This is a genomic window from Sphingomonas sp. Leaf242, assembly GCF_001422045.1.
Classification (GTDB): domain Bacteria; phylum Pseudomonadota; class Alphaproteobacteria; order Sphingomonadales; family Sphingomonadaceae; genus Sphingomonas.
In genome coordinates, this window is the sequence record NZ_LMLW01000008.1 from 15,654 (window position 1) to 38,319 (window position 22,666).

At 67.1% G+C, this 22,666-nt stretch carries 15 protein-coding genes, 1 tRNA gene and 1 riboswitch; of the genes, 4 read left to right on the top strand and 12 right to left on the bottom strand.

Going from position 1 to position 22,666, the window contains the following annotated elements:
- Nucleotides 1–38 precede the first annotated feature (38 nt).
- Nucleotides 39–113 (top strand) — tRNA-Thr (locus ASF09_RS07975).
- A gap of 66 nt (nucleotides 114–179) precedes the next feature.
- On the opposite strand, the gene ASF09_RS07980 is transcribed toward ASF09_RS07975, so the two are convergent.
- From ASF09_RS07980 to ASF09_RS07995, 4 genes are all read right to left on the bottom strand, one after another.
- Nucleotides 180–917 carry a class I SAM-dependent methyltransferase gene (locus tag ASF09_RS07980; protein WP_060525763.1) on the bottom strand — a complete coding sequence of 246 codons (738 nt, stop codon included), beginning with the start codon at nucleotides 915–917 and terminating at the stop codon, nucleotides 180–182.
- Between the two features lie 104 nt (nucleotides 918–1,021).
- Nucleotides 1,022–2,704 (bottom strand): chloride channel protein, encoded by a 1,683-nt coding sequence (locus ASF09_RS07985; protein ID WP_235529743.1) that lies wholly within the window; start codon nucleotides 2,702–2,704, stop codon nucleotides 1,022–1,024.
- A gap of 456 nt (nucleotides 2,705–3,160) precedes the next feature.
- Nucleotides 3,161–3,838 (bottom strand): type 1 glutamine amidotransferase domain-containing protein, encoded by a 678-nt coding sequence (locus ASF09_RS07990; protein ID WP_060526268.1) that lies wholly within the window; start codon nucleotides 3,836–3,838, stop codon nucleotides 3,161–3,163.
- Nucleotides 3,839–4,026: 188 nt separating this feature from the next.
- Entirely contained in the window at nucleotides 4,027–6,927 is a 2,901-nt protein-coding gene (locus ASF09_RS07995) for a TonB-dependent receptor domain-containing protein (RefSeq protein WP_060525765.1), read from the bottom strand.
- 248 nt (nucleotides 6,928–7,175) lie between these two features.
- On the opposite strand from ASF09_RS07995, the gene ASF09_RS08000 reads away from it, so the two are divergent.
- On the top strand, nucleotides 7,176–8,153 hold the full coding sequence (locus ASF09_RS08000; RefSeq protein WP_060526269.1) for an MBL fold metallo-hydrolase: 978 nt from the start codon (nucleotides 7,176–7,178) through the stop codon (nucleotides 8,151–8,153).
- On the opposite strand, the gene ASF09_RS08005 is transcribed toward ASF09_RS08000, so the two are convergent.
- Genes ASF09_RS08005 through ASF09_RS08015 form a run of 3 tightly spaced genes read right to left on the bottom strand, consistent with a single transcriptional unit; the run spans nucleotide 8,150 to nucleotide 13,135 of the window.
- Nucleotides 8,150–9,349: a histidine-type phosphatase gene (locus ASF09_RS08005; protein WP_082444176.1), complete on the bottom strand. Its 1,200-nt coding sequence runs from the start codon at nucleotides 9,347–9,349 to the stop codon at nucleotides 8,150–8,152. The two genes, ASF09_RS08000 and ASF09_RS08005, sit on opposite strands and share 4 nt — an antisense overlap.
- Before the next feature lies 1 nt (nucleotide 9,350).
- Nucleotides 9,351–10,451 (bottom strand): Ca2+-dependent phosphoinositide-specific phospholipase C, encoded by a 1,101-nt coding sequence (locus tag ASF09_RS08010; protein WP_060525766.1) that lies wholly within the window; start codon nucleotides 10,449–10,451, stop codon nucleotides 9,351–9,353.
- The gene (locus ASF09_RS08015) at nucleotides 10,451–13,135 is read right to left on the bottom strand and encodes a TonB-dependent receptor (protein ID WP_060525767.1); all 2,685 of its coding nucleotides are present in this window, start codon (nucleotides 13,133–13,135) and stop codon (nucleotides 10,451–10,453) included. The genes ASF09_RS08010 and ASF09_RS08015 overlap by 1 nt, the downstream gene beginning before the upstream one ends.
- Before the next feature lie 226 nt (nucleotides 13,136–13,361).
- On the opposite strand from ASF09_RS08015, the gene ASF09_RS08020 reads away from it, so the two are divergent.
- Entirely contained in the window at nucleotides 13,362–14,780 is a 1,419-nt protein-coding gene (locus ASF09_RS08020; protein WP_060525768.1) for a DUF4139 domain-containing protein, read from the top strand.
- Nucleotides 14,780–16,321 carry a DUF4139 domain-containing protein gene (locus ASF09_RS08025; RefSeq protein WP_156359282.1) on the top strand — a complete coding sequence of 514 codons (1,542 nt, stop codon included), beginning with the start codon at nucleotides 14,780–14,782 and terminating at the stop codon, nucleotides 16,319–16,321. The genes ASF09_RS08020 and ASF09_RS08025 overlap by 1 nt, the downstream gene beginning before the upstream one ends.
- On the opposite strand, the gene pnuC is transcribed toward ASF09_RS08025, so the two are convergent.
- The 5 genes from pnuC to ASF09_RS08050 form a co-directional block, all read right to left on the bottom strand.
- On the bottom strand, nucleotides 16,304–16,882 hold the full coding sequence (gene pnuC / locus ASF09_RS08030) for a nicotinamide riboside transporter PnuC (RefSeq protein ID WP_060525769.1): 579 nt from the start codon (nucleotides 16,880–16,882) through the stop codon (nucleotides 16,304–16,306). The genes ASF09_RS08025 and pnuC overlap by 18 nt on opposite strands.
- Nucleotides 16,879–18,033, bottom strand: a complete 1,155-nt coding sequence (locus tag ASF09_RS08035) for a phosphotransferase enzyme family protein (RefSeq protein ID WP_060525770.1) — start codon at nucleotides 18,031–18,033, stop codon at nucleotides 16,879–16,881. Before ASF09_RS08035 ends, pnuC begins: the two co-directional genes overlap by 4 nt.
- 1 nt (nucleotide 18,034) lies before the next feature.
- A complete protein-coding gene (locus ASF09_RS08040) occupies nucleotides 18,035–20,290 on the bottom strand; it encodes a TonB-dependent receptor (RefSeq protein WP_060526272.1) in 2,256 nt (751 codons plus the stop codon).
- 126 nt (nucleotides 20,291–20,416) lie between these two features.
- Nucleotides 20,417–20,526: riboswitch (TPP riboswitch) on the bottom strand.
- 40 nt (nucleotides 20,527–20,566) lie between these two features.
- The gene (locus ASF09_RS08045) at nucleotides 20,567–21,982 is read right to left on the bottom strand and encodes an amino acid permease (RefSeq protein ID WP_060525771.1); all 1,416 of its coding nucleotides are present in this window, start codon (nucleotides 21,980–21,982) and stop codon (nucleotides 20,567–20,569) included.
- 13 nt (nucleotides 21,983–21,995) lie between these two features.
- The gene (locus tag ASF09_RS08050) at nucleotides 21,996–22,649 is read right to left on the bottom strand and encodes a GntR family transcriptional regulator (RefSeq protein ID WP_056052308.1); all 654 of its coding nucleotides are present in this window, start codon (nucleotides 22,647–22,649) and stop codon (nucleotides 21,996–21,998) included.
- Nucleotides 22,650–22,666 lie beyond the last annotated feature (17 nt).

Genomic DNA, 22,666 nt, shown 5'->3' on the forward strand with positions numbered 1-22,666 from the left:
CTCTTAGCCCCACTCCGCCGGCAGCGATGCCAGCGAGTGCTGCCGTAGCTCAGTGGTAGAGCGCATCCTTGGTAAGGCTGAGGTCGTGAGTTCAATCCTCACCGGCAGCACCAGTATTCCCCGGCTGGTCGACGATCCGAAGCGACGTCGACCAGCGCGGACCACCCAAACAGCGCCGCTTACGGCTTCCTGAACTTGTAGACGAACTGGTCGGTCTTGCCGCGAATGGCAGGGTCGAACACCGCCTTGCTGTGATCGTCGGCCGGATTGCGCAACACGGGCGACTGGCCGACGAATTTGAACCCCGCCGCCTCGACCTGCGTCTTGACCGCCGCCGGATCGATCCGGTGCCGCGTGCTGGTGCCGGTCATGCCGGTGCCCGGCGCGTCGGCATGGTCGATCACCACATAGGTGCCGCCGCGCTTGAGCATGCGGAACACCGCGGTATCGAACGCGCGCAATGCCGGCTCGCCCGCGCCGTCGTTCGGGATGTCGTGGTAATTCTGCACCGTCCAGAACAGGTCGACGGGCTTGGGCGAGGTCGGCAGGTTGGTCGCCTGGACCTCGGCGGTCACGTTACCAAGCGCGCGTGCCTGCAACGCCGGCAACGACTTCTCGGCATATTTGGCGCCTGCCGCCGGCCATACCGCGTAGACATGGCCCTTGGGCCCGACGATGCCGGTAAAGATGCGCGTCCAATAGCCTGCACCCGGCAGGTAATCGACCACCACGTCGCCCGGCTTCACGCCCGAGAACGCCAGCACGTCGGCGGCCTTGCGGCGCGCGTCGTCGCCCTGCTGGTCGGCGCGCGCGGGATCCGCCAGCGCCCTGGTTATGACCGCATTCGTCTTTTGCGCAGCCACCGGTACGGCAGCGGTGGCGATCGCCACGACCGCGCCCATCAACATGACCTTCATTGTCCGTCTCCCAGCGGCCGACGCCATCGCCGAACCGGTGCGCACGATCGTACCGTCGCCGCCGCTAGTCCAGATGGTTCTCGCCGATCAGGACGATTGCCCGGTCATCGCTCGCCGAACAGCGCGCGCTGCGCCTTTTCCAGTTCCTCGGCATAGCGTCGGCGGACGAACGATTCGGACAACAGCCCGAGCACGTGCCGATCGTCGTCGAGCACCGCCAGTTCGTCCGCGCCCGAGGCGTCGAACCGCGCCATGACTTCGGTGATGTCCATCGCCGGCGCGAGCGCGGCCTCTGTGTTGATCGCCAACCCGCCGACGGGTGCCTGCGGATCATGGCCCTCGGCGTAGGCGGTGGGGGTCTGGACGATCCCGGCATAACGCGCGGCATCGTCGACCAGCACCGCGCGGCTGGTCGCGCCGAGCGGCACCTGCCGGCGAAACTCCGCCATCGTCAGGTCGGCGCGCATCACCTTGGTCTCGCGGCGCATCATCCGCCCCGCGGTCAGTGTCTTGACCCAGCCGACGTCGCGCGCGCTCTTGATCGTCTCGCCGCGCAGGTGAAGCCGCCACGTCGAGAAGCTGTAGCCGAACGCCTCGCGCACGATCGTCGACGATACCAGCACCGCCGCCAGCACCGCGCCGGTCGCCGCGAAATCATGCGTCGCCTCCAGCACGAGCATCACCATCGTCATCGGCCCGCCGACCACCGCGACCGCGAGCGCCGCCATCCCAACGAGTGCGGCGTTGCGGGGATCGATCACGTCATGCCCGACGAATGCGGCCATGCTGCCGGCGAAGAGATGCCCGACCAGCGTGCCGAGAAACAGCGACGCGAAGAACAGCCCGCCGCGAAAGCCGAAGCCGAGCGAGACGATCGACGCGGCGCATTTGGCGAGGAAGATCGTCAGGATGAACAGCAACGGCGCGCCGACTGCGAGATCGGCGTGAAGCGCGCCGTGCCCGGCCGACAAGACCTGCGGCGACATCAGCGCGATCGGGATCAGCAGCATCCCGCCGATCGCCGGCCGCGCCCAGTCGGGCAGGCGCAACCGCCGCGTTCCCGCCTCGACGAAGCCGACCGCGCGCATCAGCGCGATGCCGATCCCGGCACAGAGCGCGCCGAGTGCCGCATAGATCAGATAATGATGCGATTCGGTCGCCATCGTCGAGGCCGCATCGATCACATAGGGATGGATGCCGAGCTGTTGCGCGACCAGCGTGCCGGCCAGCGCGGCGGCGACGACCGGTGCCAGTGCGGTCGGCGTATACGCGCCGATAACGATCTCGAACGCGTAGAACGCGCCGGCGAGCGGCGCACCGAACGCCGCCGCGATCGCCGCGCCGGTGCCCGCGCCGACCAGGTTGCGCAGATCGGCGCGGCGCAGCGTGAAGGCGTTGCCGACCACCGACGCCACCGCGCCGCCGAGCTGCGCATAGGCGGCCTCGAGCCCGACCGAGGCGCCGAAGCCGTTCGAGAGGATCGTCTGTCCGGAAATGATCAGGCTGTCGCGCACCGACATGCGGCCGCCGTGGAGCGCGTTCGCCTCGACCGCGTCGACCATCCGCCGCGTTCGCGCGCGCGTCGCCCAGGAGAATGCGGCGAGGATCGCGCCGCCGATCGGCAGCACGAGGAGCGCCGTCAGCGGCAGCGCCGGTACCGCGCTGAGGCGCGCGCCGAGCGGCAGGTCGAACAGGACGCGTTGCATCGTCCGCGCGATCGCCCCCTGGAGCACGCTGAACAGCCCGGCCCCGGCGCCGACCACCGCCGCGAGCACGACGAACGCCACCTCGCTCGCGCGGACCCGCCGGCGAACCCATTTCAGAAGGACAGTAGCGTGCAGGATCGATCCTCGAACGGCGGTACCGTGAGGGCCTTAATCGGTTGCGCGGCAGGCGAATACCGGATTCCTGCTACCGAGCGTTGCCCACAACTGTTGCTCCCGTGCAGGCAGGAGTCTCTAAAGCTAGAACTGATCGACGTTCGACGCGCCCGCCTCCGTACTTCCCCCCTCCCTGAAAGGGAGGGGGCGGGGGTGGGTCGGGTTCCGTATCGCCGAACGCCAGCGGCACAAGCGGGCCTACCCACCCCCGGCCCCTCCCTTTCAGGGAGGGGGCGAGATGATCGCAAGCCTGCGGGCATATGGATCCCCGCCTGCGCGGGGATAACACGCGCCCGGGCATCAGCGATCGTTACACGTCGCAGGAGTTAAATTACAACGAGCGAACCAAAGACCGCCCGGCAGTTACCCCAGCGCCTTCACCAACTCCTGCGCCGCCGCTGCGGACGACGCCGGGTTCTGCCCGGTGATCAGCAAGCCGTCGCGCAGGACATGGACGCCCCAGTCGCCGGTCTTCGAATAGATGCCACCCTGCTCCTTGAGCATATCCTCGACCAGGAACGGAACGACGTCGGTCAGCCCGACCGCGGCTTCCTCGGTGTTGGTGAACCCGGTAACCTTCTTGCCCGCCACGAGCGGGCTGCCGTCCGCGTTCTTGACGTGACGCAAGACACCCGGCGCATGGCAGACCGCGGCGACCGGCTTGTTCGCGGCGATCGCACCTTCAATCAGCGCACGCGAGGTCGCATCTTCGGCCAGATCCCACAACGGGCCGTGACCACCCGGATAGAAGACCGCATCGAAATCCGCGATCGACACCGTATCGAGCCGGTGAGTCGTCGCGAGCAGCGCCTTGGCCTCGTCGTCGCCTTCGAACCGGCGAGTCTCGGCGGTCTTCGCGCTCTCGTCGTTGCTCTTGGGATCGAGCGGCGGCTGGCCGCCCTTGGGCGACGCCAGCGTGATCGCCGCGCCCGCTTCCTTCAGCACGTAATAGGGCGCTGCGAACTCCTCGAGCCAGAAACCGGTCTTCTCGCCGGTATCGCCGAGGCGATCATGCGAGGTCAGCACCATCAGGATGTTCATGTCGTTCTCCATCGCTCACTCTATCGAGTGCGCCAGATGGGGGCGACGGCGCGGATTACCATGCGCAGTGTGCGGCACCCGGCACCGCGCGGCCTGCTTCGTGTCCCGAAGGCGACGGGCCGAACGGTACAGGGCGAGCGTGGATCGCTCCACGCCCGCCCCCTTGCCCGCATCCCTATGTGGGTCGGTCAGAGCCCCCAGGACAGTCGGACATAGCCGAACTGCCCCGGCACGTCGTAGGTGGTCGGATCATAGTTCGGCCCGGTGCAGCTGAAGCAGGCGGGTGGATCCTGGTTGAAGACGTTGTTCACGCCGATCGTCAGCCCCAGCCGGCGTTCGAGCCAGTCGGGCGTCAGCGTCAGCTGGACGTCGCCATAGAAGGTGTTGTCGAGCGTCTTGCCGTCGGCTTCCTTCACGCTCTTGATGTAGCGGCCGGTGAACGAGGCGCGCGCCATGCCGATGTCCCAGTCGACGACCGCATTGCCCTTGAACTTCGGATAGGACTGCTCGGGCGACCCACGCGTCGTGCCCTGGTAGTTGGTGGTGGTGAAGCCGACCGTCGCCGGGAAGCTCTCGGCGTATTTCAGCAGGATATTGCCGTTGAGCGAAAGCCCGAACGTCCCGGCCGAGGTCTGCGGTGAGCGGTAGACCGCGGTCACGTCGACGCCGCGGGTGCGGATGCCGCCGATGTTCTGCAACTGCGCGTTGATCCGCGAGATCAGGCCGTTCGGCGTCCGGGAGATCGCCGCGCAGCTGAGTGCGTCCGCGGCCTGCGCGCAACGGCTGAGCGTCAGCGTCGCATCGGTCGCGGCGATCGCGTCGTCGACCTTGACGTCGTAGTAATTGCCCTCGATGCTCAGCTGGCTGGCGATCCCGCTGGTCCGTGCCCAGCTCGGCGCATAGACCGCGCCGAACAGCCAGGTCCGCGACGTCTCGGGCTTCAACGCCTTGTTGCCGCCGGTCAGGACGCTGAGCTGACCGCCATTGGGCTCCTGATAGCTGCCACTCGCGGGCACGCCGTTGGCGATGCAGTTGGTGCGAACGGTCGCCGACGACTGATAGGGCGATCCCGCGACGTTGGTGCAGGGATCGTCGATCGACGCGTCCGATCGCGATTCCGCGCCGAACAATTCGCCGATGCTCGGCGCGCGGAAGCCTTGCGCATAGGACGCGCGCAACAGCAGGTCGCTGAACGGTTTCCACAGGCCGCTGCCGGTATAGGTCGTGTTGCTGCCGCTGATCGAATAGTTCGAATGCCGCACCGCACCGCCGATCTCGAGCGACTGGATGAGCGGCGTGTTGTGGATCAAGGGTACGCGCAGCTCGGCATAGACCTCGTCCGAATCGAAATGCCCGCGCGCCGGTTGCGCGGGGATGTCGGCGCCAAGCCCGGCGGTGATCAGCGGATCGGGCGTGAAGCTGCCATATTGGACGCGGTGCTCATAGCCTGCGGCGAGGCCGACGGCGCCGGCGGGCAGGTCGAACAGTTCGCCCGAGATGTTGGCGGTATAGTCCTCGAGACTCTGCGCGCTGCGCGCACGCTCGTCGAACGCGATATAGCCGAGCATGGCCGGGGTGACCGAGCCTGCGCCCCCAAAGATGTTGAACGGTACGCACGCCCCGGTGCAGTTCGCGACCGGACCGAGCGCCTGGGCGAGATTGGCGGCGTTGATGTTGCCGGTGAACAGCTGCTTGGCGTCGTTGAAGCCGAAGACCGCGTTGACGTCCCAATAGAATTTGCGCTCGCCGAGATGGAAAGAGCCATCCAAGGTGGCGGTCGCCGACATCGTGTCGACGGTCTGCGAATAGGTGCGCTGGCCCGCTTCCACCAGACGACGGCGGACCGTCGAATAGTTTGCCGGACCGTTGCCGGCACCCCCAGCCGACAGCGTGTAGCCGAACGGGTTGTACGGATTGGTCGCGTCCACCGAGATCGTGTCGAGCAGATTGCCGTTGCCCGCATCCGGCCCGATCACGAGCGGCAGGAACGCCGCCTGGTTCTGCGAATTACGGCGCGTGTAGTTCATCTTCACGCGCAGGTTCACGGTATCGGTGAGCTCTTGCTTGGCGCTGACGAAGAAGCCGTACCGTTCGGACGGGGTCAGGAAATAGTTGTAGGGCGAGAAGTTGAAGCGGTCGGCGGCGGTGAACTCCTTGAAATCGCTGTTCGGGCCGGTCGGGTTGGCGGCGTCGTAGCGTGGCCGCCCGAGGATAGGGGCCGACTTCAGCGTCAGGTTCCGGCCGCCGACCTGGAAGAATCCGTTGGGGGTCGCGCCCGAACAGCCGCCGATCGGCTCCTCGCAGGCGCGCTGGCCGGGATTGGGGAACTGCGAGATCTTGCGATCGCGCGTGCTGACCGCTTCCTGCTTCACATAGCTGCCGCCGAACACCACGCTCGTGCGCGGTGCCTGGATGCCGTAGCTGACGTTATAGTCCTGCGTATGGCCGTCGCCTTGGCGGAACGTGCCGAACTGCGCGGAGGCCTTCAGCCCCTTCTGCTGCGACTTGGTGATGATGTTGACGACGCCTGCGAGTGCGTCCGAGCCGTACAGCGGCGACTGGCCGGATTGCAGCACTTCGATGCGCTCGATCGACCCGACCTGGATCGTGTTGAGATCGACGGTCGAGGGGATGCCGCTCGCCGATGCGCCGTTGACGAACCGCAGGCCGTCGACCAGCACCAGCGTCCGCTTGGCGGTCAGATAGCGCAGGTCGATCTCGGCCGAGCCTGCACCGACGCCGCCGCCGTCGGGCGGATTGCCGATGTTACCCGAATTGTTGACCTTCGAATTGAGACCGCCAGCCGCGCTGGGGAGTCGCTGGAGCACGTCGGCGACCGACGACAGCCCGGTCCGCTGAATCGATTCCGCATCGACCGTTACGACCGGTGAAGGCTGATCGAGCGGGCTGCGGCGGATACGCGAGCCGGTGACGACGATGTCCTCGCCGGGCGCCTCGGCCGTTCCAGTTGCCGCCTGCTCGGCTGGAACCGTCGTCACGGCCTGCGCATGAGCCGAGGCTCCGGCCAGCATCGCCGCCAGCGCAAATCCGCCGGTGCCGACACGCAAAAAGCTCTTCGATGTTCGCATAAATCCCCCCGTATGAAACCTTACGCCACCTCCCCAGGTGTCTTATTATGACCCAAGAATGCCGCATCCGCGCAATCAAGCAAGACAATATTACAATTATAAGCATTTTTGCTGCGAATAATCTCGATTACGTTGCACGACGGTAACGCGGTCCGAACCCTGTTTCCGTGCTGCGACGGAGGCGCGAAACAGGTCCAGCGTGCGGGTACCGCATCGCGTTCATGCCCGATTGTCGCTACCACGCGATCATGCCGCGCAACCGCTATTATCAGGGCCCGCCGAGCGACCATTTCGACGGCGTGCGATTCTTCAATCCCGGGCAATCTGCGACCGATCGCGGTCTCGGCGACGTCCTCCGGTGGAAGCTGGCGCGAGGTGCGGCGCGGTGGCCGAGTTCGGTACCCGTTACTCCGGCCAAGCCATCGCCGCGGGTCGATGGCCTGCGGATCACTATGGTCGGGCACGCCTCGCTGCTGGTGCAGGTTGCCGGCCGCAACATCCTGATCGATCCGGTCTGGTCGGAGCGGGTCAGCCCGGTCTCGTTCGCCGGACCCAAGCGAGCCGCCGCGCCGGGGATCGCGTTCGACGACCTGCCGCCGATCGACGTCGTGCTGCTCAGCCACTGCCATTACGACCATCTCGATATCGCGACGCTGCGGCGCATCCAGGCGGTCCATGCGCCGCTGATGGCGATGCCGCTCGGCAACGACACGATCGTTCGCGCCGCGGTGCCCGACGCGCGATGCATCGTCGGCGACTGGTGGGACCGGCTGTCGCTCGGCAGCGACATCGCGACGACGCTGACGCCCGCGAGCCATTGGGCGAACCGCTGGCCGAACGACGTGCGGATGGCGCTATGGGCGGGTCATCATCTCGACACCCCCGCGGGCACGATCTGGTTCGTCGGCGATACGGGCTATGGCGATGGCGCGATCTTCCATGAGGTGCGCGCGCGGCTGGGATCGCCCGACGTCGCGCTGATCCCGATCGGCGCGTACGAGCCGCGCTGGTTCATGGCGGCGCAGCATGTCGATCCGGCCGAAGCGGTCGACATCTTCCGCGACGTCGACGCGCGTCGTGCATTGGGGATTCACTGGGGCACGTTCCAGCTCACCGACGAGGCGCGCGATGCGCCAACGCGTGCGCTCGCGGCGGCGCTGGCAGCCTCCGATATTCCCCCGGACCGCTTCGTCGCCGCGGTCCCGGGGGGCGTGTACGACTTCTAGCGGACCGCAGCCAGGCGCGCCGACAACACGCGTTCGAACACGGCGACCGGGCAAAGCTCGCCGCCGCATCCGGGGACCCGCAGCGGGGCTACGGTCATCGCATGGCCGCCCGATCGCAGCACCTCGGGGGACTGCGTGCGATAGGACACGCGGACGAACGCCCGCCCGCTCCGCGTCTCGCGAACCCGCTCGAACAGCAGCGCCCCACCGGGCGGAACATCGTTGGTCGCATAGCCCGCGGTGACGAGATCCACGTCGAGTGCCGCCGCGACCGCGGTGACGTTGGTGTCGTGCCCCATCAGCACGTCGAGCTTTGGCCCAGCCTCGAGCGACTGTAACACGCGGCGGCCGAGCAGCGCCGCCTGATGCGCCGCCATGTACGGCGGCCGCGTGAACACCGCGAACAACGCGGCGTGCAGCGCGCCCAACCGCTTCAGCCCGGCGGCATCGACCCGCCCCCAGCCGACATCGCGCGCGGGCAGACCCTCGACATATTGCAGCAGCAGGACCTGCGCGACGCCGGACGTGCCACGGATCGGCCCCTCCAATGCGATGCCGTGCCCGTCGTCCTCGGCCGACACGCGCGGTGGCCCGCCCGGTACGCACCCGCTGCCGCAGCCGAGAACGCGGTCGAGCTCGGCGATCTCGCGTGCGTGCCGCTCCACCAACGCGGTCATGCCCCCGGTGGAGCGATCGATATCGGCGATCGCCGCCTTCGCATCGAACGTGGTCGCGTGCGCACGCAGAGGCTCGAACATCGGATCGACCGTCCCGACCGGCCGATGCTCGACGGCGATCGCGCAATCTGGCGCAAAGCCGTTCGCGTAATCCTCGCCGCTGTCGATCGTCCGCTCCGAACTGTTGCTCGCGATCCGCACCGCCCCCGCCGCCGGGCAGCCCTGCGTGTCGAGCAGACCCTTCGCGGCGAGCCATTTGCGGTCCTCGCCCGCGACGATCTCGAGCGCGCGCGCGCCGTGCGGCGTGACCCGGCTTTCGGCGACGCTCCATTTTGGCCAGGGCGTCGCGGTGCGCGTCCCGTCCGGCACTTCGCCCGACAGCGGGGCGCGGATGCCGTGCCGCATGACCAGCACCGCGCGCTCGGTGACGAAGGCCGGGCGCGTCGGCGATTGCGCCGTGCTGCCCGTGAGCGCGAACCCGGTGCCGAGCACTACGGCGAAGAGGGCCGAAAGCTTCATGTCAGGGCGCAACCTTGCACGGCGTGGTGACCAGCACCGGATTGCACCGCGCCATCGCGCCGCCGGGCAACGTCACCGCGAACTTCAGCCCCGCCGGATCGGGCGCGCCAGGATAATAATCGGTGCTGACCGCCTGCGCGCCACTGTCCGCCGCCGCCTTCGCCTTGGCCAGGTCGTGCGCCCGCGCCTCGACGGTGTTGGCGTCGGTCCGCGTCCGCACGATCACGCCCGCCTTGACCAGATCGCGGATACGCGCGCCGTCGACCAGCGGATCCTGGACGATCTGGATCGCGCTCTCGGGCTCGCCGTCGGGATACCAGCCGAACATCGCCCGTCCGCGCAGCGAAGGATGGCCCGTCCGGTACGCATTCGACACCGCGGGCCGCACGTCGAACAGGATGTAGATCCGCCCCCGCGCAGCCTCCAGCGTCGGCCAGCCCTTGTGGTGCACCGCACCCGCCAGCGTCGCCGCGTCGCCGCGGACGTCGTCGGGCACGATCAGCCGTCGTCCCGGTATCGCCTGGCGGATCTCGCGATCGAGCGAGTCGAGCAGCGTCGCGTCGTCGAGCGGCAACGGCGCCGCCACCAACGGCGATTGCGGCGTATCGGCGGCGTTGATCGTGATCATGATCGGCAGGTGCCGTGGATGCGCGCGCGACCACGCGGTCACCTCGCCAAGGCAGCGCTGCAACGTCACGCAGGTCGAGATATAGTCGATGTCGGGAACGTGAAACGACTTGTAGCCCGGCCGCAGCATCGCCGCGCGATCGAACGCCGTCTTCTCGCCCGCCGCTTTGGCGATCTGCTCGCCCTTGGGGTTCGCGTACCGCCCGCCCTGGGGATCGGCGAAGATGTCGATCTCGATCTGCCGCAAGCCGTGGTCGAGCTGCGCGGACAGCGGCAGGTGATAGTAATCGAGCGCCGCCGCGGTCTTCGGATCGCGCTGGCGCAGCGTCGCCATCACCGCCGCCGGGATCTGCGCCTTGAAGCTGTTGTGCGACCCGACGACCTGGATGTCGTTCATCCGCAACGGTGGCGCGGTCTGCGCACCGACGCCGCTGGCGAGGACGAGCGCGGCGAGCATGGCGTGACGGGCGCGCATCAGAACTGCGCCCGCACGCCGAACAGGATCGTCCGGCCCCAATAGTTGATCTCGCCGAAGCGGTTCTCGTCGTCGTTATACGTATAGAGATGCGCGCCCGACAGGTTGATCCCCTCCAGGCTGAAGGTCACCGAGTCGCTCGCCTTGACCGAGATGTTGCCGTCGAGCGACCCGAACGGCGCGGTGTAGACCGGCGCCTGCGTCGTGCTGCCGGTGCCCGACAGATAGCGGTCGCGCCAGACGTACGACAGCCGCGTCGACAACGGGCCCTTGTCGTAGAACCCGACGATGTTGAAGCTGTTCTTGGACAGTCCGATCAGCTCGTCGCGGATCGGTCGCGCGCCCGCTGTGTAGCTCGCCTTGACCGAGGTGTGCGTATACGAGGTCTGCATGCCGAACCCGTCGAACGGCGCCGGCAGGAACGTGAAGACCTGGTTGTACGCCGCCTCGACGCCGTACACCTTGGCATCGCCGCCATTGACCTGCGTCGACAGCAGCACCGTGCCGCGACCGGGGATGTCGATGTTGACGTTCTGCTGCGTGATGTAGTCGTCCATCGCCTTGTAGAACACCGCACCGGTCAGTGATCCCGCACGGTTGAAATACCATTCGAGCGATCCGTCGAACTGCGTGGCCAGGAACGGCACCAGCTGCGGATTGCCGCCGCTCGCGGTCGGCGCGTCGGTCGAGACGGTGATCCGCGGCGCGCTGTCCGTGACGTTCGGCCGCGTCAGCACGCGGCTGGCGGCGAGACGGCCGACCAGATCGTGCGTCAGTTCGGCGCGCAGGTTGAAGCTCGGCAACCAGTTGTTGAACGTCTTGGGGAAGCTCGCCGGCGTCGCGACGTTGCCCGTCGTCAACGTGCCGCTCGCCACCTGGTCGGTATGGACATAGCGGATGCCGATATTGCCGGTGACCGGCACGGCGCCTGCATCGAAGCCGTAGTCGGCGCGTGCATAGGCGCCCAGCACCTTCTCGGTGACCACGAACGACGAGCGCAGATCCGCCGGGGTCAGCGCCGATGCCTGCACCGCCGGGGTGAAGAATTTGTCGAGATAGGCCTGCGTCACCGGCACCAGGAAATTGCGCAGCGTGTTGCCGGGAACACCTTTCAGGAAATCGTCGTACGGCAATTGCTCGTACGCGCCCGTCCCTAGGCTCGACAACGGGGTGTTGGGCGCCGGATTGACGATGAAGTCGCGGCGCGCATAGTCGCGCTTGCGCCAGTGATACTCGCCGCCCGCCGCCAGCTTGGTGATGAAGCCGTCGAAATCATGCGCGAGATCGGCGCGCGTGAAGAAATCCCAGTCCTTGCTGTTCTTCGGCGCGATGTTGAACTGGTACAGCTGGTAGTTCGCCGGGTTGGTCGGATCGACCGGCGTGGTGAAGGTCGGGATCGCCTTGTAGCCGGCCGACGCATCATAGGTCAGCGGTGCAAAGAACATCGCCCGGCTGCGCACCGTGCCCTCACCGTAGTTCGGGTGATAGCTGTGCGCGCTCGACCAATTGACCGCGCCCGATGCGTGCCAGGCATCGGAGTCCCAGGTCTGGCGCAGACCGATGTTGAGCAGGTCGTGGCGGTTGAGGCTGTATTCGCGCGAGGCCATGAACCGCACGTCGTTGATCGTCGCGGCGATCACCGTGTCGCCATCGAGCTTCACGCTGGACGGCACGATGACGGGTCGGTGCCCCGACACGCTGGAATCGTCGGGATACACGTCGAGACCGAACTCGTCATAGGCGACGTCGAGCCGGGTCGCGAGGACGTCGAACGTCGTCTCGAATTCCGCATTCGGCTTCCACTGCGCGGACAGCATGCCCGAGATCCGCTTGCGATCCTCGGTCTCGATCGTCGGCCGGGTCCGCGTCGGCGTGTACAGCCCGGCGGGCAGCCCGCCCGAGGCGGCCGACGTGAACTTGTCAAGGTTCCAGCCGAAGTTGATGAAGCGATCGTTGCGGACCGACTTCGCCCAATATTGCGCGCCCGCGAGGATACCGAACGTACCGGCGGCATTCGCGAAGCTGGTGATCAGCGTCGCGTTCGGCTTCACCTTGTCGGTCTGGCTCGTATAGGTGCCGCGCAGATTGACCGTCGTCTTCGTGCCGACGTCGAGCGGGTGGAACGTCTTCACGTCGATGTTGCCGCCCAGCGCGCCCTCGGTCATGTTCGCGGTCGGCGTCTTGACGACATCGATGCTCGACGTGAATTCGGCGGGCAGCATCTCGAAACGGAACTGACGACCGTTCGCGCCGCCATTCTCGATCAGGTCGTTCAGCGCGACCGTGCTGCCGTTGAGCAACGTGCTCTGGAACTGCGGCCCCAGGCCGCGGACGCTGACATACAGCCCCTCACCGCGCGGCCGCGTGATCGTCACGCCCGGCACCAGCTGCAACGCCTCGGCGACGTTCTGCGTCGGGAACTTGCCGATGTCGGTCGAGCTGATCGAATCCACGCCGTAATCGGCGCGGCGCTTGGTCTCGGTCGCCGCCTTCAGGCTGCGCGCATAGGTGCCGGTGACGACGATCTCGCCAGCGTCGTCGCTGCTCGCGGACGTGCCCGTCTGCGGATCGACCGCTGCCTGGTCCTGCGCCGTTGCAGGTGCTGTCTGCGCCTGTGCCGTAGCGGCACCCGCGAGCAGGATGAGCGAAACCGATGCCCGAAGCAGGCCTTTGAAACTGCGCATTGAAATGACGTCCCCTGCGGCCAGTGTGCCACCACCGGCGCCACTAGGTCCGTTCCGGGTCAGTTTCGCGAAGGCTTTGCTACAGTCTCGTTACGCAGGGCAATGTTTCGGCGAATCGTACATCTTATCCGGTCGAACCGCTGAACGGGTTTCGCGACATTGGGCGAAGCTATGCATTGTCGTCGTCCCGCCGCTCCGTCATGCTGCCGCCAAAGGGGACGATCACATGGTCACGGTACGCATCGCAGTCTTGTTGCTGGCTGTCTCGACATCGGCGTCCGCGATCGCGCAATCCGATCCACCGGTGCCGGCCAGCGGGTCGGCGCAAGGGGATGTGTCCGCGACGATCTACACGAACGATATCGCGCTCATCCAGGATATCCGGCGCCTCGATCTCCCGGCCGGTCGCACGCGCCAGTCGTTCCCCGACGTCAGCGCGACGATCCGCCCCGAAACGGTATCGCTCAGCGCACCCGACACGACCGTCGTCGAACAGAATTTCGATTACGACCTGCTGACCCCGTCGAGCCTGATGGAAAAGGCGGTCGGCGAGACGATCACGCTCGTCCGGACCAATCCCGCGACCGGTGCCGAAACGCGCGAGCGGGCGAAGGTGCTCGCGGTCAACGGCGGCGTGGTGCTGCAGATCGCCGACCATATCGAAGTGCTGCGCGACGACGGCCTGCCGGTGCGCGCAATCTTCGACAGGATCCCGACGAATCTGCGCGCGCGGCCGACGCTGTCGGTGACGCTGGCGAGTACGCGCGCCGGATCGCGGCTGGCGACGCTGTCGTACCTGACGCGCGGGCTCGGCTGGCAGGCGGATTACGTGACGCTGTTCGACGACAAGACCGGGACGATCGACGTGCAGGGATGGATCACGCTGCGCAACGCGACCGGCACCAGCTTCGACAGCGCGAAGACACTGCTCGTCGCGGGCGAGGTCGCCTCTGACGACGACAACCAGACCTTCCGCCCCAACCGCCACCCTGCGCCGATGCGGCGCGCCGGTACCGAAAGCGCGAACCGCGAACAGCTCGGCGATTTCTACCTCTATCCGCTCAAGGAGCGCACCACGATCGCCGACAAGCAGACCAAGCAGGTCAGCTTTCTCGACGTCAAAGGCGCCAAGGCCAGCGCGGGCTACGAATATCGCAACGCCTGGCTCGGCACGCAGACCGAACCGCAAAGCGCGGGCAGCATGCTGCGGTTCGCCAATTCGGCGGCCGGCGGCCTCGGCGATGCGCTGCCCGCGGGGACGGTCCGCGTCTATGTCCGCGATCAGCGCGGCCAGCCGCAATTCACCGGCGAGAACCGCATCGAGCATACCCCGCAAGGCTCGGATATCAGCCTACGCACCGGCGACGCGTTCGACGTGAAGGTCCTGCCCGTAGTCGAAAGCCGGACCCAGTTGTCCGGAGATCACTGGCGCACGACGATGCGCTACACGCTCAGCAACGCGCGCGCGAAGCCGGTCGTGGTCGACCTGATCCAGGCTGGGCTCGACTGGTCGTGGACCGATACGCGCGTTCAGGCCGAGAGCCAGAAGAGCGAGCGCCAGAATGCGGACAGCGCCCTTTGGCATGTGACGGTGCCCGCCAACGGAACTGCGGTCGTCACGGCCAGCTTCGACACCCGCAACTGATGCGCGGTGTCGTCGCCCTGCTGGCGATGCTGGTCGGCGTGCCGGTCATGCCCGCCACGGCGCAAGCGGATAGACCAACCTCGAAGACCGTCGCCGCGTCGCCCCCGCGGCACGTCTCCGTCACGGTCTATCGCAACCCGCATCGCGAACGCGGTCAGGCACCCGACCTGCGGTATCTCGGCGGTTTCGCGGTGGTAACCGAGACCCGGACGATACGACTGCAGGCAGGCGAAGCGGTCGTGACGTTCGCAGGAGTCGCGGGCGGAATTATTCCCGCCAGCGCGATCATAACCGGGCTGCCCGGCGGCACCGTCGAGAAGAACCGCGATGCGCGGCTGTTGTCGCCCGCCGCGCTGATCGACGGATCGCTCGGCCGCCACGTCACGCTGACCCGCACCTCGCGCGCGACCGGCGCGGTGCGTAGCGAAGATGCAGTGATCGTCGCCGGGCCGGCGGGCGGCGTCGTCGTGCGGACCACGCAAGGCGTCGAGGCACTCGGCTGTTCGGGTCTTCCCGAGAGGCCGGTGTATGCAAAGATTCCAGCGGGTCTGTCGGCGCAACCCGTGCTCAGCGTGACGACCCGCAGTCCGCGCGCGACGACCGCGACGGTCACCGTCTCGTATCTCGCGTCCAAGTTCGACTGGGTGGCGAGCTATGTCGCGACGATCGCCGCCGATGGCCGCACGCTCGATCTGTTCGCGTGGATGACGCTCGCCAACGGTAATGCGGAGAGCTTCGCGAACGCCGATGTCCAGGTCGTCGCGGGTCGGCTCGAACGCCGCGAGATCCGCGCCTACCGCGCCGCGGTCGCCGGTCTGCGCCTAGATTGCTATCCCCTCGGCACCACCACGTCGGATCTCCAGACCGTAGATGCGCCCGAGCGCGACGACATAGTCGTGACCGGGTCGCTGATGGGAGCACCGGTGATGATGAGAGCCGCACCAGCTCCGGTAGCACCTCCGCCGCCCCCGCCCCCGCCCCCGCCGGAGGACCTGGGCGACCTGAAACTCTACCGGGTGCCGGAGCCCGTCACGGTCGCCGCGAACCAGATGAAACAGGTGGCGTTGCTCAGCAGGAGCCGCGTGCCGTTCGAGCGGCGCTATCGCAGCCAGGTGCAGCCCGGCCAGACGATCGCGGAAACGCCGGTCCGGATCGAACTGCGCATGCAAAACGAAACGCGCGCCGGGCTGGGCCTACCCCTCCCCGCCGGCTCGACCGCGTTATACGTCGAGCGTGACGGCGCGCGCGGGCTGATCGGCCTCGGTCGCGCTGCCGATACCCCCACCGGCCAGCGCTTCACGCTAGCGGCGGGCACCAGCCCGGGGGTCCTCGTGCGCCAGGTCGGTGACCGCACGGGCCACGCCGTCGTCACGCTGAGCAACGCCAACCCGTTTCCCGTCGCGGTGGAGATCGGGATCGGCAGGGCCGGGCAAAAGGCGTTCGAAGCGCCGACCGCCGCGCTTCGTCGCGTCGACGGCGTCCAGACCTGGACAGCGACCGTGCCGGCGAACGGAACCGCGACCTTAGGCTATGGCTATTGAGGCGTCCTTACGACCCGCTGCGCGCCAACGCCGATAGCCGACCACCGCCAGCACGATCATCGCCGCATACAGCCCCGCGGTCGGCAGCAATCCCTTGAACACGAACATCCCGACATAGAGGCTGTCGACCGCAATCCACAGCAGCCAGCTGGCGGCGTGGCGACGCGCGGTCCAATATTGCGCGACCAGACTGAAGCTGGTCAGACCCGAATCCATCCACGGCAGCGCCGCATCGGTATAGCGGCTCGTGAACCAGCCGATCGCGATCGCACCGACCGCGCCCGCCGCCAGCCCCGCGGCCAATCGCCCTGGACTTAGCGGCACGACGACGACTTCGCCCGCATCGTCCTGACCCTTCGCCCAGACGATCCAGCCATAGACGATAGCCAGGCCGAACAGCGCCTGGAGCACCATGTCGGCATACAGCCGGACGTCGAGGAACAGTTTGAAATACAACGCGCAGGCGACGAGGCTGACCGGCCAGCACAGCATCCGCCGCGTCGCAGTCAGCCAGATCCCGGCGAAGCTGACGACGACCGCGACGATCTCGAGCGCCGTCATCGATCGTTCGCCGCGACGTCGATGGCCCGCAGGAAGTCCTGCCCCGCAGCCGAGCGAAACCAGTCGGCATGGCCGATCAGATACCCGTCCCACGCCAGCGCGGCGGAGGCAGAATCGGCGACGACGCTCGTGAAGTAATCGATTTCCGACAGCGCGAACTCGACATGGACCAGCGGCACCAGACGGACGATCGTAGTCAGGTCGGCACGGCTCAGCGGCGCGATCGTCGCATAGCCTGCCAGCAGCGCGCGCGCCGCTGCCGGATCGCCAATCGCGTCGTCCGCCCCTTGCCCCAGGTCGAGCCAGCGGATTGCGGTACGCTCGATCGCGGTCGCGATATCGTGAACCGCACAGGTCCGGTCGGCGAGTCCGAAATCGAAGATCGTCGCCACGCTGTCGTCGTCCGCCCAGAGCAGGTTGGACGGGTGCCAGTCGTTGTGCGTCCACAACGGCGCCTGCTCGGCCAACAGGGTCGACAGGCCATCGCCCAATGTCGCGAACAACGGTGCGAGCTGCCGTTGCCAATCCCTATCCGCCAGAAACGCCGCCAGTGCAGGGCGCGCCGCGACATAGTCTTCGGTCGCCGCCAGCGGATCGCGCGCCGGAAGGATCGTGAAGCTGGCGACGAGTGGTTGCCGACGCCGCGCCGGCGCATTGAAGCCGCGCGCCGCACGGTGCAATGTCGCGAGCGCGACGCCGGCGGCATGCGCGTGATCGAGCGACAGGAACGGCGTCCACGACATCCGGTCACGGTACAGATCCGCCCCCGGCGCGGTGCGATGCAGTTCGTACCGCCAATCGCCGACCGCGACCGCACTAGCCCCGTCGATGGTGCGCACGAGATCCGGCACCGAGACGCCGTTGGCCGCCAGATGCGCGATGAACGCATGCTCCTCGGCCAACCCGTCGAGCGCGCGCAGACGATGGTCGTGCCGTTTCAGGAAAAATACACCGCGCGTCGTCTGCACCAGCGTGGCGGCGGAAAACGGTCGCGGGGAGTGCCAGCGCAAGTCCGTCAGCGCGCCAACGCTCGGGAACAGTGCAAGCGCCTTTTCCGCATCGTCAGCGGTGATCGCGGGCCACGTCGGCGCTTCCCATTCGGTGCCCATCCCGTGGACGAGATGGCCTGCGGGCGAAGCGAGCGACGTCATCTCAGAACGCACGCGACACCGTCGCCATCACCGCCCTGCCGCTGCCGATATAATAGGCCGGCGCGGTGCCGACGATCACCGTGCCGTTGCGGCCGATCGAGTCCTGCGCGTTGGTGGTGACCGCCTGCACGCCGGCCAGGACATGCGGATCGGTGACGTTGATCGCGTTGACGCGCAGATCGGTGCGCTTGCCATCGAGCCACTCGGCCAGATGCACGCCGACCGACAGGTCGAGCGTGGCATAGCCCTTGATGCGCTCGTCGTTGACGAAGGTCGCATATTGCCGCCCGAGATATTTCGACGCGACGCTGCCGAAGAACCGGCCGTCGTCATACGTGCCGCCCGCGCCGAACTGGACCGTCGGACTCGACACCGCGTGCTTGCCGCGCGTCGCGAGAAAGTCCCCGCCGACCGGCAGATCGTCGTCGATCCGCGCGTGCAGATATTCCCCCGAGAGATACAGGCTGACGCCCGCGACCGGCCGGTAATCGACCTCGGCATCGACCCCGTATGAGGTCTGCCCGCCGGCATTGAGCGTCCCGCTGATCAGCGCACCGCCCTGGTTGATGACGGTCGCCAACTGGCGGTTGCGGAACTTGTAGTGGAAGCCGGTGACCGACGCCGAGAGCTGTGCGCCGATGAAGCGATAGCCGAGTTCCTGCGACACCGAATATTCGTTCTTCAGCGCGGTTGTCCCCTGCGTCGCGACGGCCCCGCCTGCATAGCTGTTGTAGAGCGTGAACTCGTTGGGCGTGCGGAAATTGGTGGTGATGTTGGCGAACACCTGCTGGCGATCGTCGATCCGGTAATGGACCGCCGCGCGCGGCAGCGCCGCAAAGCTGTCGAGCCGCACGTCGGTCTGTGGTCCCGGCAGGTAATTGCGGCCGTTGCGCAGCACGTCGACGCCCTTGAACCCCGCGTCGATCGTCAGCCGCGGCGTCAGCGCGATGCTGTCGGCGACGAAGAACCCCTTCGTGACGGTGACGGTGCGCTGGTTCTCATAGGCGAGCAGGCGGCCATCGGCGGTGCGGATCGCCTTCGCGCGATAGCCCCAGCGGTCGGTCGGCTGCCCGTCCGCATCTATCGACGTGTAGGACTGCGTGACGCGATCGGTGCCGTAGTCGAACCACAGCCCGGCGGTGAGCGTGTGCACGCCGGTCTTCAGCGTCAGCTTGCTGACGTTGCCGGTCCGCATCTGATCGCCGGTATAATTGCCGAGCACGGTCGCCCCGCCGTCGACCACGCCGTCGACCGCGCCGGGCAGCGCGATCGGCTGGGCCAGCTCTTCGGTCCCAAGGAAATTGCCGGTGGTGGTGAGTTGCGTGCCATAGGGCGAGTTGCCGTAGCCGAACTGGAGATAGCTCGTGGTGTCCAGCGCGAGCCGGTCGTTCAACACCAGATGCACCGGTGCGGAGGCATAGAGGTTGCGGAACGGCGCACGGTACAGCCGCCAATAATTGGTGTTCCCCGCCGTATAACGCTTGTCGTAGTTGAAGCCGCGACCCTGCGCGGTCCACTCCGCCAGCGTCGGGCTCGGGTAACTCGACGAGTTCGCATCGTTATACGACAGCGCGAGGCTGGCGCGGTTACCGGCGCCCCATTCCTTGAGAAACTTCGCGTCGATATGCTGGCGCGTGTCGTAGCCCGCGCCGCGCCAATTGTCGGCGCGGGTGTTCGAATAGGACAGGAACGCCTTCAACCCGGTGTTGCCGATCGTACCTGTATCAATGCGGACGAACGCACGCCGCGCCGCGTAGCTGCCGAGCGACAGATCGACCAGCCCACCAGGACGCACCTTCGGATCGTCGAGCGCCAGCGACAACAGCCCGCCGGCACCGCCCAGCGTCGGCGAATCGATATCGACCGCGCCTTGCGCCAGCGTGATCCGCCGCAGATTCTCGGGATCGGCGAACTGCGAGGGATAGGCGTAATAATAGCCGATGTCGTTCTGCGGCGCGCCTTCCATCAGCACGCCGATCTCGTCCTGCCCGAGCCCGCGGACGGTGAGGCTGGAACTGGTCGAAAGGCCATACGGATCGCTCGACGCGACGTTCGCGCCGGGCAGCAACGTCACCAGCTGGAACGCGTTGAGCGTCGGCGCCTGCTTGACGATGAAGTCCGCGGAGATCGCGCTCTGCGCTTTCGGCGTGCGCTGGTCGGGCAGGAGGCCCGCCGGATCGGGCGTGCCGACGACGCGGATCTCCGCGGGTTCGGCCGGATCGGGCGCGACTTGCGCGAACGCCGGCGAGGCGCACATCGTTGCCGACAAGATCAACGCCACCCGGCCCAGGCGGACACGCGATCGCCAAGACGGCGACCCGGACTTCAAAAACGGAAAACCAGTACCGAAAACGCTCACGTCCACTCCAATCGGAGGGACGACGGGCCAGCCGCGGACCCTCCCTACGCCGGTATAAGCCGGATCAGGTTCAGCGGGTCATGGGCTGCTGCCCACCTCTCAGCCGCGCGTCAGCGGCCCCCCGGGGATGCCGTCGCTTAAGCCGTCGGTGCGCCTGTGGAAAGCGCTATCGCCCTAAAGTGGCGAAGCTTTCCCCGCATCGCTCTTCCGCCGCCCGTAGGCCGCGTACAGCGCGAGCCCGGTGCCGTTCCAGATCACGAACCGGACGAGCGTCGAGGTCGGCAGGCTGGCGAGCAGATACAGGCAGCCGAGCACGGTCACGGTACCGACGACATAGGCGGCCGGGCAACGGAACAGCCGCGGCAGTTGGGGGGCGGTGCGGCGCAGCACCATCAGGCACACGCCGACCGAGATGAACGCGATCAGCGTCCCCGCGTTGGCGAGTTCGGCGATCTCGTCGAGCCGGAAGAACCCTGCGACCGCGGCGATCGACAGGCCGGTCAGCAACGTGATCAGCGTCGGCGATCCGGTCCGCTTGCTGACCTTGGCCAGTCGTCGCGGGAGCAACCCATCACGCGCCATCACGAAGAAGATCCGGCTCTGGCCGTACATCATCACCAGGATCACCGACGGCAGCGCGATCACCGCGGCCAGCGCGATCAGCTGCGCGGCGAACGGCTGGCTCAACTGGCGCAGCACCAGTGCGAGCGGTTCGGGCGAATTAGCGAGCTGCGTGAACGGCAGCGCGCCGATCGCGCTGACCGCGACGGCCATGTAGATTACCGTGCAGACCAGCATCGAGCCGACGATCCCGATCGTCAGGTCGCGCTTGGGGTTCTTGGTTTCCTCCGCCGAGGTCGCGACCGCGTCGAAGCCGTAGAACGCGAAGAACACGATCGCCGCCGCCGCCATCACGCCCCTCTTGTGCCCGCCGATCTCGGTCGAGCCGAAGCCGTAGGGCATGAACGGGTGGAGGTTGTCGGCCTTGAACGCGGGCGCGGCGTAGACGACGAAGATCGTCAGCGCGACCAGCTTGATCAGCACGAGGACGATGTTCAGCGTCGCGCTCTGCCGCGTACCGAGGATCAGCATTCCCATCACCGCCAGCGACACCAGCACCGCCGGCATGTTGACGAGGCCGCCGCCATGCGGACCGACCAGCAACGCATGCGGCAGGTGAACCCCCGCCGCCTCGATCCAGCCGACCAGATAGCCCGACCAGCCGACCGCGACTGTCGAACATGCGAGCGAATATTCGAGGATCAGGCTCCAGCCGACTACCCAGGCGACGGTCTCGCCGAGTGCTGTATAGCTGAACGTATAGGCGCTTCCCGCGGCCGGAATCAGCGTCGCGAGTTCGGTATAGGCAAGCGCGGCGCACGCACAGATCACGCCGCAGATCACGAAAGCGAGGATCACGCCCGGCCCCGCGCGCTCGGCCCCGACGCCGACCAAGGTATAGATCCCGGTGCCGACGATCGCCCCCACCCCGAGCGCGATCAGATGGGGCCAGCTCAGCGTCTTGGCGAGACTGTGTTCGCGGTTATGGGCAGACGATTCGAACGATTTACGCGGTCCAAACATGCCCATCCCCGGTTGGTCTCTAGTCTCGCGCTGTGTCGAACTGCGCGCGCAGATCGGTCAGCGTCGATTGAATATGGCTCGTCAGCAGCACCAGCATGCGATCGTCGTCGCGTGCGAGCCACGCGTCGAGCATCTGGCGATGCTCCAGATGCGCCCGATCCTCGCGCCCCGCCGGCCGCAGATGCGCGACGACATAGCGTTCCGCCAGGATCGCCAGCCGCTCGACCATCTGCGTGGTCAGCAGGCGACGGCCGGGACGGACCAGCGCGGTGTGGAACACGCGGTTGCGGATCGCGACCTCGGCCAGCCGCTCGCTCGCCGCGCTGTCCAGTTCTTCGAACGCCAGGATAGCCGCGACACGATCGTCGTCGTTGGCGACCGTCGCGGCATAGGCCGCAGCCTGCGGTTCGATCGCCAGCCGCAACGCGAAGATGTCGTTCGCCTCGTCCGCCGACATCGGCTGGACCGAATAGCCGCGGTTCGCGTGGCTGGTCAGCAGCCCTTCCTGCTCGAGCCGCGCCAGCGCCTCGCGGAGCGGGATCTTGCTGACGCCGAGTTCAGTCGCCAGCGCATCCTGGCGGATCGCAGTATGGCCGGCGAGCTTGCCGGTGACGATCTGCTCGCGGACGATCTCGAACACCTGCTCGGACAGGGTGCGGACGACGATACTCATAGACGGAAGGCTCCGGG